Origin of the sequence: Pandoraea cepalis (assembly GCF_902459625.1) — a bacterium.
GTDB lineage: Bacteria > Pseudomonadota > Gammaproteobacteria > Burkholderiales > Burkholderiaceae > Pandoraea > Pandoraea cepalis.
Map to the genome: position 1 here is coordinate 711,347 of NZ_CABPRY010000002.1, position 15,518 is coordinate 726,864.

The following is a 15,518-nucleotide window of genomic DNA, read 5'->3' on the forward strand; positions in this document are numbered from 1 at the left end:
GATGAAAGGTCGATGACATCAAAGGGACTGGATAGCGAATCGTTCGAGCTTTTGCTAGCGGCGGTGCAACGTTTCATACGCGAGCGGCTGGTGCCCGCCGAAAACGACGTGGAAGAGCACGATGAAGTGCCCGCCGCCCTCGTCAACGAGATGAAGGAGATGGGCCTGTTCGGCCTGTCGATCCCCGAAGCGTTCGGCGGCATTGGGCTGTCGATGACGCAGGAAGTGCGCGTGGCCTACGAGTTCGGGCAGACGTCGCTGGCGTTTCGCTCGGTGTTCGGCACCAACGTGGGCATCGGCTCGCAGGGCATTCTGATGGACGGGACCGAGGCGCAGAAGCGCGACCTATTGCCGCGCGTGGCGAGCGGCGACCTGATCATGTCGTTCGCGCTCACGGAGCCGGACGCGGGTTCGGACCCGGCCGCGCTCAAGACACGGGCCGTACTCGACGGCGACACCTATGTGCTCGATGGTGTGAAGCGCTTCATTACCAACGCACCGCGCGCCGGGGCGTTCACGCTGATGGCGCGCACGGGCGGCGAGGGCGCGGGCGGTATCTCGGCCTTCATCGTGCCGGCCGACACGCCGGGCCTGTCGCTGGGCAAGCCCGACAAGAAGATGGGGCAGCGCGGAACGAAGACGTGCGACGTCGTGCTGCAAGGCGCGCGCGTGCCGGCGGCGAACATCATCGGCGGCGAGGCGGGCAAGGGCTTCAAGACGGCCATGAAGGTGCTCGACCGTGGGCGCTTGCATGTCGCGGCGCTCGCGTGCGGCATGGCGCAGCGAATTCTCGACGAGTCCGTGACGTATGCGCGCGAACGCAAGCAATTCGGGCAGCGCATCGGTGACTTCCAGCTCGTACAGGCGATGCTCGCGGACAGCCAGGCCGAACTGTACGCGGGATGGTCGATGGTGCAGGACTGCGCGCAGCGTTACGACGCGAAACCCGAGGGCAAGCGCGATGCCGATGTCAGCACACGGGCCTCGTGCGCCAAGCTGTTCTGCACCGAGATGGTCGGGCGCGTGGCCGATCGCGGCGTGCAGGTGCATGGCGGGGCCGGCTACATCAACGAATACAAGGTCGAGCGCTTCTATCGCGACGTGCGCCTGCTGCGTCTGTATGAAGGCACCACGCAAATTCAGCAACTGATCATTGGGCGCGCCCTGATGCACGACGATTGAGGCGGCATCGACGATCCACGGTGCGCTAACGTGTTCACGCTGCGCATCAAGGTGGTGCGCGCAACGTCAGCGCCGCACCGCCTTGCACTGCTGCGGTGCAGCAGATTCGGCCAGACTTTCGGGCATTTCCCATAGACAAAACACCTGTCCTGCGTTGCTGAATAACGCTTTGCCGACGTTTCTTCGATGTCTGGCACGCTTGTTGCATAACTGTGTGTGCCAGCGGCAAAGACGTCGCCGGCCATGAATTCCGGTACGGTGTCAGGCGAGAGCGCCTGCGACGTACCCACAGGACAACGGCGTCCCTCCGTGCTTCGGCATGGTCGGACGCCGTTTTGTTTTTCGGGCGCTGCAAGCGCTGCAACAGGAGAAGACAGCATGCGCAAACCTCGTCTGGTCGTCATCGGCAACGGCATGGCCGGCATCCGCACGCTCGAAGAGCTGCTGGAAATCGCACCGCATCAGTACGACATCACCGTATTCGGTGCCGAGCCGCATCCGAACTACAATCGGATCCTGCTCTCGCCGGTGCTCGCCGGTGAGCAGTCGTTCGCCGACATCGTGCTCAATCCGCTCGACTGGTATGCCGAGAAGGGCATCACGTTGCATCTGGGCAAGGAAGTCACGCAGATCGATCGACCGCGCCGCGTCGTGCGTTGCGCCGACGGCACTGAGGCGCCGTACGACCGTCTGTTGATCGCCACCGGCTCCAGCCCGTTCATTCTGCCGGTGCCCGGCAAGGATCTCGATGGCGTGATCAGCTATCGCGACATTCGCGATACCGAGATCATGATCGAGACGGCGAGCATGAAGCGTCATGCGGTCGTGATCGGCGGCGGTCTGCTCGGTCTGGAGGCGGCCAACGGCCTCAAGCTGCGCGGCATGGACGTGACCGTCGTGCATCTGGCCGAGACGCTGCTCGAGCGCCAACTCGACAGTACGGCGGGCAAGTTGCTGCAACAATCGCTCGAAGCGCGCGGTCTCGCGTTCCGACTGTCGCATCAAACGGCGGCGATTCTCGACGACGGCAACGGCAGCGTGCGGGCCGTGAAGTTCAGCAACGGCGAAGAAATTGACGCTGACCTCGTGGTGATGGCCGCAGGAATTCGGCCGAACACGACGTTGGCCGAAGCGGCCGGTCTGTATTGCGCTCGTGGCATCGTCGTGTCGGACACCCTGCAAACCTATGATCCGCGCATCTACGCTGTGGGCGAATGCGTGAGCCATCGCGGCGTGGCCTACGGACTCGTGGCCCCGTTGTTCGAGCAGGCCAAGGTCTGCGCCAACCACCTCGCGCTCATGGGCATCGGCAGCTATCGCGGCTCGGTGCTGTCGACGAAGCTCAAGGTCACGGGCATCGACCTGTTTTCGGCGGGCGACTTTCTCGGCGGCGAAGGCACTGAGGAGATCGTGTTGTCCGATCCCGCGAGCGGCGTCTACAAGAAGCTGGTGATTCGCGACGACAAGCTCGTCGGCGCGTGCCTGTACGGTGACACGGCTGACGGCGCCTGGTACTTCAAGCTGTTGCGCGATGGGCGTTCGCTGGGCGAGTTGCGCGAGCGCATCATGTTCGGCGAGTCGAGCGTGGGCGACGTTGGCACGCAAGGGCAGAACCGCGCGTCGGCCATGTCCGATACCGATGAAGTGTGCGGCTGCAACGGCGTGTGCAAGGGCACGATCGTCAAGGCGATTACCGAGAAGGGCTTGTTCACGCTCGACGAAGTCAAGAAGCATACGAAGGCTGCCAGCTCGTGCGGTTCGTGCGCCGGGCTGTGCGAACAGATTCTGATGAGCACGCTGGGCTCGACCTACGACGCGGCACCGAAGGAGAAGGCGGTGTGCGGTTGCACGGATCTGTCGCACGCCGACGTGCGTCGTGCGGTGCGTGAGCATCACCTCACGTCCCACCGTGCCGCCTTCGACTTCCTCGAATGGCGCACGCCCAACGGGTGCGCCACGTGCCGTCCGGCGCTGAACTACTACATGCTCAGCACGTGGCCGAAGGAAGCCGTGGACGATCCGCAAAGCCGCTTCGTCAACGAGCGCGTGCACGCCAACATTCAGAAGGACAACACGTTCTCCGTCATCCCGCAGATGAAGGGCGGCGTGACGAACTCGAGCGAGCTGCGCCGTATCGCCGACGTGGCGGACAAGTACCAGATTCCGATGGTCAAGGTCACGGGCGGTCAGCGTATCGATTTGCTGGGCGTGAAGAAGGAAGATCTCGTGAGCGTCTGGCGCGACCTCGGCATGCCGTCGGGACACGCCTACGGCAAGTCGATCCGCACCGTGAAGACGTGCGTGGGCAGCGAATTCTGCCGCTTTGGCACGCAGAACAGCACGCAGATGGGCATCGATCTCGAGACCATGCTCGCGAACATGTGGTCGCCCCACAAGGTCAAGCTGGCCGTGTCCGGCTGCCCGCGCAATTGCGCCGAGGCCGGGATCAAGGACGTGGGCGTGATCGCGGTCGATTCGGGCTGGGAGCTGTATGTCGGCGGCAACGGCGGTATCAAGACGGAAGTCGCGCAGTTCCTCGTCAAGGTGAAGACGGCCGACGAGGTCAAGGAGTACACGGGTGCGTTCCTCCAGCTCTACCGCGAGGAAGCCTATTACCTCGACCGCACGGTGCATTACCTCGACCGGGTTGGCCTCGACTACGTGAAGCAACGCGTGGTGAACGATGCCGCCAATCGGCGCGCGCTGTACGAGCGGCTGCTCTTCTCGCTCGACGGACTGCCCGACCCGTGGCAAGCCCGCATCAACGGGGTGCAAGCCAATGAATATCGTCCGCTGACCTCGATCGTGCCGGTGAGCGTCGAACCCGCGACTGTTTGAGGAGACCAACATGACGCAATCCAAACCGATCTGGTTGCACGTCTGCGATGTGGGCGCGATCCCGCGCCTGGGTACGCGCGTGCTGTCCCATCCGAGCGGCGACATCGCCCTTTTTCGCTCCGAGAGCGACAAGGTCTTTGCGTTGCGCGACAAGTGCCCACACAAGGGCGGGGCGCTCTCGCAGGGCATCGTGCATGGCGAGAAGGTCACATGCCCGCTGCACGCCTGGAACATCGACCTGACGACCGGCGAAGCCTGCGCACCCGACGTGGGCTGTGCAGAGCGCTTCGCCGTGCGGATCGACGCGGGCGAGGTGTATGTGTCGCTCGACGAGGCGATCGGTACCGAGGCGAGCGCGGCGACGGCTGCCGCTTGACCCGCTACCCCCGCCCCCCTGACCCCTCGCGATTGCCGGAGCCCCCCATGACAACCCTCACGCAAACCACCTGCTGCTACTGCGGCGTCGGTTGCGGCATGCTCGTCGAGAGCGACGATGATCGCATCGTCGGTGTGCAGGGCGACCCGGCGCATCCGGCGAACTTCGGGCGACTGTGCAGCAAGGGCATGACGCTGCCGCTCACCGCACAGTCGCTTGCCGGACGCGTGCTGACGCCCGAGCTGCGCACCACGCGCGACGCCGAGCGCACGCCCGCCAGTTGGGACGACGCGCTGGAGACGGTGGCGTCGCGCTTTGCCGACGTCATCCGCCGGCATGGCCCGGACGCCGTCGCCTTCTACGTATCGGGACAGTTGTTGACCGAGGACTATTACGTCTTCAACAAGCTCGCCAAGGGGTTGGTGCGCACCAACAACATCGACACCAACTCGCGACTGTGCATGTCGAGCGCCGTGAGTGCCTACAAGATGGCGCTCGGCGCAGACGGCCCGCCCACCTGCTACGACGATCTCGAAGCGGCGCGCACCGTGCTGTTCGCAGGCAGCAACATGGCCTACGCGCACCCGGTGCTGTTCCGTCGACTCGAAGCGGCCAGGGCGGCCGATCCGTCGATTCGCTGGATCGTCGTCGATCCGCGCCGCACCGACACGGCCGCGATGGCCGATCTGCATCTGGCCATCGTGCCGGGCACCGACGTTGCGCTCTTTCACGGCATGCTGCACCACCTGATCTGGGAAGGACGCATCGACCGGCGCTACATCGATGCCCATACCGAAGGCTTCGACGCCCTCAAGAAGGTGCTGCGCGGCTATACGCCGGCACTCGTGGCCGATATCTGCGGCATCGAAGAATCAGCGTTGCGTCAGGCGGCCGACTGGTTTGGCGAGAGCCCGGCGGCGCTGTCGCTTTACTGCATGGGTCTGAATCAATCGAGCCATGGCACCGAGAAGAATCTCGCGCTCATCCATCTGCATCTGGCCACCGCGCAGATCGGACGCCCGGGTGCCGGGCCGTTCTCGCTCACCGGTCAGCCCAATGCGATGGGCGGCCGTGAAGTCGGCGGGTTGGCCACCATGCTCGCCGCGCATCGCGACATCGGCAACGCGGCGCATCGCGCGGAGGTCGAGCGGCTTTGGGGCGTGCAGGGGCTGTCTGACAGGCCGGGCCTGCCCGCTGTGGAGATGTTCGACGCCGTGCGCGACGGCCGTATCAAGGCGATCTGGATCGCGTGCACGAACCCCGTGCATTCGATGCCGGACAGCGCGCGCGTGCGTGAAGCGCTCGCCGCTGCGGAGTTCGTGGTGGTGCAGGAGGCGTTTCACCAGACCGACACCGTTCCTTATGCCGACGTGCTGCTGCCGGCAACGAGCTGGGGCGAGAAGGCGGGTACGGTCACGAACTCGGAGCGGCGCATCTCGCGCGTGCGAGCCTGCGTCTCGGCGCCGGGAGAGACTCGGGCCGACTGGTGGATTGCCAGCGAGGTCGCCCGGCGTCTTGCGCCCAAGCTCGACGCGTCGCCCGAACCGTTCGCGTTCTCGTCCATTGAGACCATCTTCGACGAGCATCGCGCGCTCACCGTGGGACGCGACCTCGACATCGGCGGTATCGATTACGCGTTGCTCGAGCAGCGCGGACCGCAACATTGGCCGTTTCCGGCCGGCGCGGCGCAAGGCGTTGCGCGCCGCTATGAAGACGGCGTGTTCGCTACGAGCGACGGCCGTGCTCGTTTTCATGCGTTCGAATACCAACCGGTGGCGGAGCCGATCAATGCCCGCCATCCGTTGCGACTGATTACCGGTCGCCTGCGCGATCAGTGGCACGGCATGAGCCGGACGGGGCGTGTGGGGCAACTGTTCGAGCACGCACCGGAACCGGCGCTCACCATGCATCCGGCCGACGCGGCGCGTCGAAGCCTGCGCCCGGGGGATGTCGTGCGGCTGTCGAGCCGTCGCGGCGAGCGGGTGCTGACGCTGGCCGTGAGCGACGATGTCGCCTCGGGCACGGTGTTCGTACCAATGCACTGGAGCGGACAGTTTCTCGGCGGCGGGGGCGTGAACGACACGACCCTCGGCGCCGTCGACAAGTATTCGAAGCAGCCCGAATTGAAGCACGCCGCCGTGCGCGTCGATCCGCTCGCGCTGCCTTGGCGCGTGGCGGCGGTGCGGCGCGGCGACGCCTTGCAATTGCACGCGGCGGTGCAGCCATTGTTGGCCGAGCGGCGCTTCGCGACGGTGCGCCTGGAGGGCGACGACCGGATCGTGGTCATGGCCGCCGACAACCAGCCGGACGCCGACTGGCTGGAGCGCTTGCACACGGCACTGGCCCTGCCGCGCGACGAATCGCTGTTGGAGTATCGCGATGCGCGCCGGTCGATGACCAAGCGTGTGGCATGGCGCGACACCTTGATCGATGGCGTGCTGGTGGCGGGCAGTGAAGCCGATGTCGCGGCGTCGACGTCGCTACTCGCGCGTGTTCGCGAAACGTCTCCCTGGACACGCGCGCGCCATGCGGTCTTCGTGGCCGACAGCGGGCCGGCGGTACCGCGCGATCGCACCGTGTGTCAGTGCAAGTCAGTGACGGCGTCGACCATTAATGCGGCGATCGGCGCGGGAGCGGACGTCGCGCAGCTCAAGGCGAGGCTCGGCTGTGGGACCGTCTGCGGCTCGTGTGTGCCGGAGTTGCAGCGCATGTGCGCTGCGCCGGTCAACGCCGCGGCGCAGCCGTTCGCGACGAATGTCGCTTGAGCCCGGGGCATGGGCAGCGCATCGTGAACGCACCGACTGGATTTGAATTGGGCGACATGCAGGACATCGAGGAATTGAGGGAGAACGATCATGAAGAACGGCAAAGTCACCCTGCTGAGCGCCGGTCCCGGCGCGCTGGATCTGCTGACGTTGCGCGCGGCACGCGTGCTCGGCGAGGCGGATGTGCTGCTCGTCGACGATCTGGCCAATCCGGAGATCGCCACGCTCGCGCCGCGGGCCCGCGTGATTGCCGTGGGCAAGCGCGGCGGCTGTCGCTCGACGCCACAGGCGTTCATCGAGCGGCTGATGTGTCGCTTTGCGCGACGCGGCGCGCACGTGGTGCGCGTGAAGGGGGGCGACGCGCTGATGTTCGGGCGTGCGGGCGAGGAAATCTCGGCGCTGCGTCGCGCGGGGGTGCCGGTGGAGATCGTGAGCGGGGTGTCGTCCGCGTTCGCGGCGGCGGCCGGTCTGGGCATGTCGCTTACGCATCGCGACCACTGCGCGGGCGTGACGTTCGTCACCGCGCACCGGCAGGACGGCAGTGCCCCCAACTGGGCGGCGCTGGCGGCGACCGGCACCACGCTGGCGATCTACATGGGCCTGCATCGGGTCGAGGAACTGAGCGAGACGCTACTGGCGCATCTCGATGCGGCAACCCCGGCGGGGGCGGTGCAGTGGGCGGGCTCGCCGCAAGAGCGGCGCATGGTCACGTCGCTGGGCCGGCTGGCGGCCGACGTTCGCGCCGCGGGGTTTGCCAGTCCGACCGTTCTGCTCGTGGGCGGCGCGGTCGGTGAAGCGGCGCTCGCGGCGGGCGAACCGGGCGTGGCGACAGGTGTCGATGACGGGGGTGTGGCCGGAGACATTACGCGCGAAGTCATCGCCAGAGCGGCCTGATGCGTTGTATCGTCACTACGTATACTGAGTAGCGCGTGTTCGATTAGCACACGAGACGTCGCCGACGGGGCGCAGCCGATGCTGCCTCGCCACGGCGACGTGGATGGAATTTCACTGACTGGCCGAGCGCATTGGCCCCCACGAACTTGCCGAAAACACCGGATGCCGGGGACGTCGATCCTCAGGCCGACACGCCCCGCAAACCCGCAGTGCCTGCCGCCCCTGTCACCACAGCCGGGGCGCACGGCATGCTGCGCGTGCTGCTCGTCACGGATACCGACAAGCCGATTGGCGATTTGCGCGCGGCGCTCGCGCGTCTGGGGTGCGAGATGCTGGTGGAAGTCGCCAAGCCGCAGGCGTTGCCGCGCGTGGTGGAGAGCGAGCGCCCGGACGTCGTCATCATCGATACCGAATCGCCGTCGCGCGACACGCTGGAACAACTCGCGGTGATGAATGCGGCGGCGCCGCGTCCGGTGCTGATGTTCTCGGCCGACGGCAATCAATCGCTGATTCGCGCGGCCGTCGATGCCGGGGTGACGGCATACTCCGTCGAGGGACTGGCGGCAGACAGGCTCGCGCCGATTCTCGAAGTCGCGCTTGCGCGCTTCGCCCATGAGGAGAAGCTGCGCGCACGACTGGCCAAGGCCGAGACCGAACTGGCCGACCGAAAGCTGATCGACCGCGCCAAGCGCCTGCTGATGGACCGACGCAAGATTTCCGAGCAGGAGGCCTATGCCATCCTGCGCAAACGGGCGATGGATCAGGGCGAGAAGCTCGTCGAAGTGGCGCGCCAGCTCGTCTCGATTGCCGAATTACTGGGATAGACACTGCTCATGTCGACGTCATCATGGTTGGCTTCTGACGCGCAATTGCCGGACGGCGCGCCAGAGAAACGTCATCTGCGCGTGGGGTTCATCGCGCTGTCCGATGCGGCGCCGCTGATTGTCGCGAAGCGTCTGGAGCTGGGGCACGAGCATGGACTGACCCTGGAGCTGAGCCGCGAGTCGTCTTGGGCCGCCGTGCGCGACAAGCTGCTCACGGGCGAGCTGGATGCCGCGCACTCGCTGTATGGCCTCGTGTACGGGGTGCAGTTGGGCATTGGCGGCCCGCGTGAAGACATGGCCGTGCTCATGGTCCTCAATCGCAACGGGCAGGCGGTGACGGTCACGCCGTCGCTCGCCGAGGCGATGGCGCGCACGGGCGACCTGCGCGCGGCGCTGGCGTCGCTCGGGCGCAAGCCGGTCTTCGCGCAGACGTTCCCGACAGGCACGCACGCGATGTTCCTCAATTACTGGTTTGCCGCGCAGGGCATCGATCCGCTCAACGAGATCTCCAGCATCGTGATTCCCCCGGCGCATATGGTCGCCGCGATGGAAGAGGGCGGGCTCGACGGGTTTTGCTGCGGCGAGCCGTGGCATGCCGTGGCCCAGGCGCGTGGGCTCGGGCGCACGGTCGTGGTGTCGAGCGACATCTGGCCGAATCATCCTGAGAAGGTGCTGGCCTGCCGCCGGGACTTTGTGTCGCGCTATCCGAAAACGGCACAGGCGCTGGTGCGCACGCTGCTCAGCGCGTGCCGCTGGCTGGATATGCCCGGGCATCGGGCGGAAGCGGCGGGATGGCTGGCGGAGCCGGCGTGGGTCGGGGCGCCACGCGACCTGATCGCGGCGCGTCTGCTGGGCGACTTCGGTCGCCTGCAGGGACGGCACGCGTTGTTGCCCGTGAGCTTCTTCGACGGGGGCGTGGTGAATTACCCGCATCCTTCGGATGGCATGTGGTTCATCGCGCAATATCGTCGCTGGGGGATGGTGGGCGATGCGGCGGTGGCCGGTGCCGCGCAAACGGCGGCAGCGGTGAACCAGACGGCGCTGTTCGAGGCGGCGGCGCGTGCCGAGGCGGTGCCCGTGGTGGCCTCGCCGGCGCGTGAGGTGCTTTGCGACGGCAAGGTCTGGGATGCAGCCAGTGCCGCCGATTTACGCGCTTACGTGGACGGGTTCGATATTCGGGCGCGGTGATTTCGACGCGCCGGGTTGGCGCTTCAAGCCCGTGATGTTCGTGATGTCCGTCACGCCCGTCAAGACAGCGAAGTCGACGGGCGTCGGAACCCGATCAGACCTTTTTGACGAATTCGGATTTCAGGCTCATGGCGCCAAAGCCGTCGATCTTGCAGTCGATATCGTGGTCGCTGTCCACCAGCCGAATGTTCTTCACCTTGGTGCCCATCTTGATCACGCCCCCCGAACCCTTCGGCTTCAAGTCCTTGATGACGGTCACGGTATCGCCATTTTGCAGGAGCGTTCCGGTGGCATCGCGATAGACGCGTTCGGCCGGTTCCGCTGAAGCGGTAGCCTGCGCCGACCACTCATGCGCGCACTCGGGACAAATGTAGACACCCCCGTCTTCGTATGTGAATTCGGAGTTGCATTTCGGGCAAGCAGGCAAAGTACTCATGTCGATGGGTCCTGAACGGCCGATGAAGGCCATCAAAGCGCAGGATTATAGCGCTGCCGGATGATTTCCCCGGCAGCGCCATCCCCTTCGCCAGCGTAGGGATCACGTTCGCGCTTCGATGACATCCCTAATTGATTCGGGAAAGCAGATTGCGGACACTTGAACGATCGATAATGCAATGTCGACGTCAGTCCCGCCAACGTCCCCCCTGTCCGTACCCTATGGTCGACGAGACCCGCTTCCCAATTCGCAAGGAATGCCCACCGGGTGCCTGCACCTGTGATCGGGAAAGCCTCATGCAAGACCCGCACGGTGATCGCCGCATCCTGCTGTTGACGCAGACGGAGGAGAAGCGGCTGATCGCGCGCATCGAAGCCGTGACCAGTTACGCCGATCTTCAGCGCGTAGCTGACCTGATGCAGGCCCAGCTCGGGATTTCGTTGCAGATCGCGCCGAGTGTGAATGAAGTCCGGACGGTCCGCGGCATCAGTATTCGGTTGGCGGCAAAACCGGGCCTTTGCCGGAAGATCCAGGCGTCGATCCCGGCCGCGGTTCGGCGCTGTCTCGATAGTCGTCCGGGTATCGCTTACGCGATCCTGGATGCCCACGATTTGCTGGGTGGCGGTCAATGACGCCGTGACGGCGGGGCTCGGTCACGCTGGGCGGTCTTCCTCGCTTGTCGAGCACGCGCATGCACAATCAGCGACTTGCACAAGTTGCGCATCGCAACTATATTGGTTGCGATGCGCAACTGATAGGGGTTGAGATATGGATATCGTCGATCTGCCTGGCAAGCCTCGCGAAGCGGAGATTCTGGAACTCCGCGACTTCTCGCGTCGACTGGTTCGCGAACTCGGCTTCATGCGAACGACGCTGGCCGACAGCGATCTTGCGCCGTCGGCGGTTCACGCCATCATCGAGATCGGGGCGACGCCCGGGATCAGTGCCAAGGACCTTGGCAACCTGCTGCGGCTGGATAAATCGAACACGAGCCGGCAAGTGGCGAAGCTCGAGGCCAGCGGGCTCGTGAGGCGCACGACGGCAAGCAACGACGCGCGTGCATCCGAACTCTCTCTGACCGAAGCAGGTCAGCGGCTTCGCAGCAAGATCGACCGCTTTGCGACCGATCAAGTGTCCAGCGCGCTGCGGCGCATCGTGCCCGCGGATCAGGCGGCCCTGGTCCGGGCGCTTGCCCTGTACGCGGACGCGCTCGCACAGGACAACTCGGCCAAAGGCGCGATCGAGGGGGAAGTCTCCGCCCAAGTGGTCGAAGGCTATCAGCCGGGGTGTATCGGCGACATTGCCAGCCTGCACGCGCGCTTTTACGCGGAACACTGGGGGTTTGGGGTGTTTTTCGAGACGAAGGTCGCAACGGAACTGGCGGCGTTCGCCAGCGCGTTGCCCGCCGACGGCAAAGCGCTGTGGCGCCATGTCGAGAATGGGCGCACGCTGGCCTCGCTCGCGATCGACGGCGACCATGAAACGGGTGTCGCGCATTTGCGGTGGTTCATCGTTGACGATTCATTGCGTGGGTCCGGGGTCGGGCGGCGACTGATGTCGGAGGCGATGGCCTTTGTCGATGCACGCTTTCGCGAGACCTACCTATGGACGTTCAAGGGGCTGGATGCGGCACGGCATTTGTATGAGTCGTTCGGCTTTGCATTGACCGAGGAATCCGAAGGTGAGCAATGGGGGAGCCGGGTCGTGGAGCAACGGTTCCGCCGTCGCGCGGGCGGTGCGACGGCGCTGGGCTGACTTCCCCGGGCAGCCGACGCGCAATGCAGCGTCGAAGCACGCCTTTGCGATGGGATGCATCGGCGTCGCAGAAGCCGCCGCCGTCCCACTGCCATCGCGCCGCAGCCATCCCTATGCAAAGGACGCGACGCAGCCAACCCGACACAGGTATCTCGCCGCTGCCGTCTTGCCGCTACGATCCCACCACAGCCATCCCTGCGCAGCTATTCCACCGCAACGATCACGTGTGCCTGAATTTTGCCGGCCACCGGACCGTCGCCGTGACGTTGGGCTATCGCCGCCGTCGCCCGGTCTGTGGCGAGTTCAAGCAGGCCGGGGTCGCGCGCTTCGATCTCGTTGCGCAGCGGCGTTCCGAGGCAATAAGCAGTGGCGGCGTCGCGGGCCGATGCCGCATAACTCACTTTCTCGTGCGTCTCGATCTCAATGTGGACGAAACCGGCGCGGCTCAGATCCTCCCGGATCCGTGTCACGTCGTAATAGCCGTGAGGTGTGCGGGCGAGAAACCTTGGCGGGTCATGCGGGAACAATGCGCCGACGGCTTCGGTGACCTCGTCGGCGAAGGCGTTAGCTTCGATGCGGTCCCAGACGCTGAAGATGAAGCGTCCACCCGGCCTCAGCATACGACGCGCCTCGGTATAGCCGGCAGCGCGGTCGGGGAAGAACATCGCGCCGAACTGGCAGAAGACCACATCGAACGACGCATCGTCGAACGGCAAGGCGAGCGCGTCGGCCTGCTGCCATTCGATCCGAGCGTCGGCCGGTTGCCTGTCGGCGGCATAGTCGAGCATTGGCTGATTGAGGTCGGTCACCACGTAGCGCGTGTCGGGGCCGAGTTTCGGGGCAAGCGCTCGCGTTACGGCGCCGCTGCCGGCTGCCGTCTCCAGGATCGACCTGGGCGAGGTGGCCGCGACAAGCGCTGCCGTATCGATGGCGTAGGTGTCGAAGATCAACGGCACCATCAGCGTGTCGTAGCACTTTGGAATCGACCCAGCAAACACCTTGTCGCGCTCGGCCATGATGCCCCCTTGAATGGGTTGACGCGGGTCTAGGGTTGCCCCGCCGGCCTTTTATTCTAGGTGGACCAAGGCCAGGCCGTAGCGGCATTCGTTGACGAGGAGGATCGTGCGAAATGACAAAAGCCCGTCGACCTTGCGGCCGACGGGCTTTCGAATTTGGTTGCGGGGACAGGATTTGAACCTGTGACCTTCGGGTTATGAGCCCGACGAGCTGCCAGACTGCTCCACCCCGCGTCTGAGAACTGAATAATACGAGAGTTCCGCGCATCGTGTCAAGCATTTATGACATTAAATTTATGGACCTCGGAAAAACATGCGCGACGTGTGCATTTTCGCCGCATCCCGCGCGCACGCCGTATCACTCGGAAGTCAACGTCGTGGCGGCGCTCACCAGCGGATCGTGGCGCCCGCCTGCACGGAGTTGGAGAGCGACGCCGGGTTCAGGCCGCGCTTGTAGCCGACGTCCAGATCGAGGTCCTTCGTCGGGCTGTAGATCGCGCCGACCAGCGCGTAAGCGGGCTTTGTCCGGGTCGTGGCGTCCGGATTGGTCGCGAGACCGATGTCGGCAACCAGACGCACCGTGTCCGTCGCACTGAAAAGCACGGCCGTGGACGCGTTCCACAGGCTCTGTCGGTTGCCGATGCCATTGTTGTTCCACGTATAGCCGGCGTTGGCGAGGAATGTCCAGCGATCGAGGTTGTATTGCATCAACAGATTCGCGCCGGTGGTTGCGCGCCCGTTGCCGAGGCCGCGATCCTGGCTGGCTGTCGGCAGCGAGACGAACGGCTTGAGGCCGAGGCTCCACTGATCGGTTTCGAGAAAGCGCCATTTGGCTTGCAACTGGAGGTCGGTGACGCCGCTGGTCCAGCCAGCGCCATCGGGTCGCGTGCGCTGGTAGGGCGCCTGGATGGCGACGTCGAGGTTGGGCATCACGCCGTACGTCAGCGTGTTGTTCCATTGTTGCTGGCGGGCGCTCGGCATGGTTATCCACTCGCTGTTCAGCTCGAGTTGCCAGTTGCCGGTGTCCTGTGTGCCGGTGTCGTCCGTTACAAGCGGGTTGGTGGCGTGAGCGGCAAGCGGCGCGAGCGCTGCGGCAAGCATCAGAAACTTCTTCATTGAAAACTCCTGCGGGGCGATGGGTGTGTCCCGGTGCGAAGGTCTGGAAATCCGTCGCGCGGATCGTACGGGGGGCATGTGACACGGTCAACCGAAACTCGCCGAATGTGCGGTATTCGAGATTCGCGTATTGGGAGCGTTGCTCGTTGGCGGGGCTGCGTGGTGGGAGGCAGGGAGGTAGAGACGTAGAGGCGTGGAGACGTAGAGAGGTAGAGAGGTAGAGAGGTAGGGAGGTCGGGAGGTCGGGAGGTCGGGAGGTCGGGAGGTCGGGAGGCAGGGAGGTAGAGACGTAGAGGCGTGGAGACGTAGAGAGGTAGGGAGGTCGGGAGGTAGGGAGGTGGGGGATAGAGACGTGGAGACGTGGAGAGGCGCAGAGGTGGAGATGCGAGGAGGAAGAGGGGGAAGAGGGGGCACGAAAGGGACGCCGAGGCTGCCTACGTCGTGTATCGAGTGGTAGACTTCGGGCCCATTTGTAGCGGGGCCGGGCGCACCGCCGCCGACTCACCATGCAAGCCAGAAGTCATCTCATTTTCGGTATCGGCGCAACTTGGCTGATGCATCGCACTGGGTGGGCCGCCAGCGTCCACGCCTGGCCCTTGACGCTCGTTGGCGCATTGCTGCCGGACATCGATCACCCGAAGAGCATGCTGGGACGCCGAGTCGCACCGGTGTCGCTCTTGGTCTCCGGTCTTTTCGGCCATCGCGGCATGACGCATTCGCTGCTGCTGCCGATCCTGGCGGTCGTGGGCTGCCTGTATGGCTGGGGCCATGTGCCGGTGTGGATGCTGGCGTTGGCAGCCGGGTATTTGTCACATCTGCTGGCCGATTGGCTCACGCCGTCCGGCGTGCCGCTGTGCTGGCCGTTGCGAACGCGCTTCCGTTCGCCGCTTTACGTGACGACCGGGTCGGCTGCGGAGTGGTGCGTGGCCGCGGCGCTCGCGTTCGCCATGTGGCGATGGTGGTGAGTGCGGGGCGGACGTGCCGGCGGAAGCCAAGGAGGAAGTGAGCGCGGTGGAGGCAGAGGAATCAGCGGTAGCGGTGTCGGCTGACACGGCTGACACGGCTGACACGGCTGACACGGCTGACACGGCTGACACGGCTGACACGGCTGACACGGCTGACACGGCT

General features: G+C 65.2%; 13 protein-coding genes and 1 tRNA gene. 10 read left to right on the forward strand and 4 right to left on the reverse strand.

Going from position 1 to position 15,518, the window contains the following annotated elements; genetic code table 11:
- Positions 1-12 precede the first annotated feature (12 nt).
- The 7 genes from PCE31107_RS08065 to PCE31107_RS08095 all read left to right on the forward strand — a co-directional run bounded on the left by PCE31107_RS08065 (position 13) and on the right by PCE31107_RS08095 (position 10,067).
- Entirely contained in the window at positions 13-1,182 is a 1,170-nt protein-coding gene (locus PCE31107_RS08065; RefSeq protein ID WP_130026721.1) for an acyl-CoA dehydrogenase family protein, read from the forward strand.
- A 378-nt stretch (positions 1,183-1,560) separates the two neighbouring features.
- Positions 1,561-4,020: a nitrite reductase large subunit NirB gene (nirB, locus tag PCE31107_RS08070; RefSeq protein WP_150607585.1), complete on the forward strand. Its 2,460-nt coding sequence runs from the start codon at positions 1,561-1,563 to the stop codon at positions 4,018-4,020.
- Between the two features lie 10 nt (positions 4,021-4,030).
- Entirely contained in the window at positions 4,031-4,396 is a 366-nt protein-coding gene (nirD, locus tag PCE31107_RS08075) for a nitrite reductase small subunit NirD (protein WP_130026719.1), read from the forward strand.
- Positions 4,397-4,443: 47 nt separating this feature from the next.
- Positions 4,444-7,161 (forward strand): nitrate reductase, encoded by a 2,718-nt coding sequence (locus PCE31107_RS08080; RefSeq protein WP_150607587.1) that lies wholly within the window; start codon positions 4,444-4,446, stop codon positions 7,159-7,161.
- 90 nt (positions 7,162-7,251) lie between these two features.
- Positions 7,252-8,055 carry a uroporphyrinogen-III C-methyltransferase gene (gene cobA / locus PCE31107_RS08085; RefSeq protein ID WP_150607589.1) on the forward strand — a complete coding sequence of 268 codons (804 nt, stop codon included), beginning with the start codon at positions 7,252-7,254 and terminating at the stop codon, positions 8,053-8,055.
- 248 nt (positions 8,056-8,303) lie between these two features.
- Positions 8,304-8,879 (forward strand): ANTAR domain-containing response regulator, encoded by a 576-nt coding sequence (locus tag PCE31107_RS08090; RefSeq protein WP_130027917.1) that lies wholly within the window; start codon positions 8,304-8,306, stop codon positions 8,877-8,879.
- A 9-nt stretch (positions 8,880-8,888) separates the two neighbouring features.
- Positions 8,889-10,067 carry a CmpA/NrtA family ABC transporter substrate-binding protein gene (locus tag PCE31107_RS08095; protein ID WP_150607591.1) on the forward strand — a complete coding sequence of 393 codons (1,179 nt, stop codon included), beginning with the start codon at positions 8,889-8,891 and terminating at the stop codon, positions 10,065-10,067.
- Positions 10,068-10,161: 94 nt separating this feature from the next.
- Here PCE31107_RS08095 and PCE31107_RS08100 read toward each other — a convergent pair whose 3' ends face one another.
- On the reverse strand, positions 10,162-10,503 hold the full coding sequence (locus PCE31107_RS08100; RefSeq protein ID WP_150607684.1) for a zinc ribbon domain-containing protein YjdM: 342 nt from the start codon (positions 10,501-10,503) through the stop codon (positions 10,162-10,164).
- Between the two features lie 296 nt (positions 10,504-10,799).
- Between PCE31107_RS08100 and PCE31107_RS08105 the strand changes: the two genes are divergently transcribed.
- The gene (locus PCE31107_RS08105) at positions 10,800-11,135 is read left to right on the forward strand and encodes a hypothetical protein (RefSeq protein WP_240756030.1); all 336 of its coding nucleotides are present in this window, start codon (positions 10,800-10,802) and stop codon (positions 11,133-11,135) included.
- A 136-nt stretch (positions 11,136-11,271) separates the two neighbouring features.
- Positions 11,272-12,258, forward strand: a complete 987-nt coding sequence (locus PCE31107_RS08110; RefSeq protein WP_150607593.1) for a helix-turn-helix domain-containing GNAT family N-acetyltransferase — start codon at positions 11,272-11,274, stop codon at positions 12,256-12,258.
- Between the two features lie 203 nt (positions 12,259-12,461).
- On the opposite strand, the gene PCE31107_RS08115 is transcribed toward PCE31107_RS08110, so the two are convergent.
- The 3 genes from PCE31107_RS08115 to PCE31107_RS08125 all read right to left on the reverse strand — a co-directional run bounded on the left by PCE31107_RS08115 (position 12,462) and on the right by PCE31107_RS08125 (position 14,390).
- Positions 12,462-13,274, reverse strand: coding sequence for a class I SAM-dependent methyltransferase (locus PCE31107_RS08115; RefSeq protein WP_150607595.1), 813 nt, complete (start codon positions 13,272-13,274; stop codon positions 12,462-12,464).
- A 157-nt stretch (positions 13,275-13,431) separates the two neighbouring features.
- Positions 13,432-13,508 (reverse strand) — tRNA-Met (locus tag PCE31107_RS08120).
- A 153-nt stretch (positions 13,509-13,661) separates the two neighbouring features.
- A complete protein-coding gene (locus PCE31107_RS08125; RefSeq protein ID WP_150607597.1) occupies positions 13,662-14,390 on the reverse strand; it encodes a transporter in 729 nt (242 codons plus the stop codon).
- 506 nt (positions 14,391-14,896) lie between these two features.
- Between PCE31107_RS08125 and PCE31107_RS08130 the strand changes: the two genes are divergently transcribed.
- The gene (locus tag PCE31107_RS08130) at positions 14,897-15,355 is read left to right on the forward strand and encodes a metal-dependent hydrolase (protein ID WP_130026712.1); all 459 of its coding nucleotides are present in this window, start codon (positions 14,897-14,899) and stop codon (positions 15,353-15,355) included.
- Positions 15,356-15,518 lie beyond the last annotated feature (163 nt).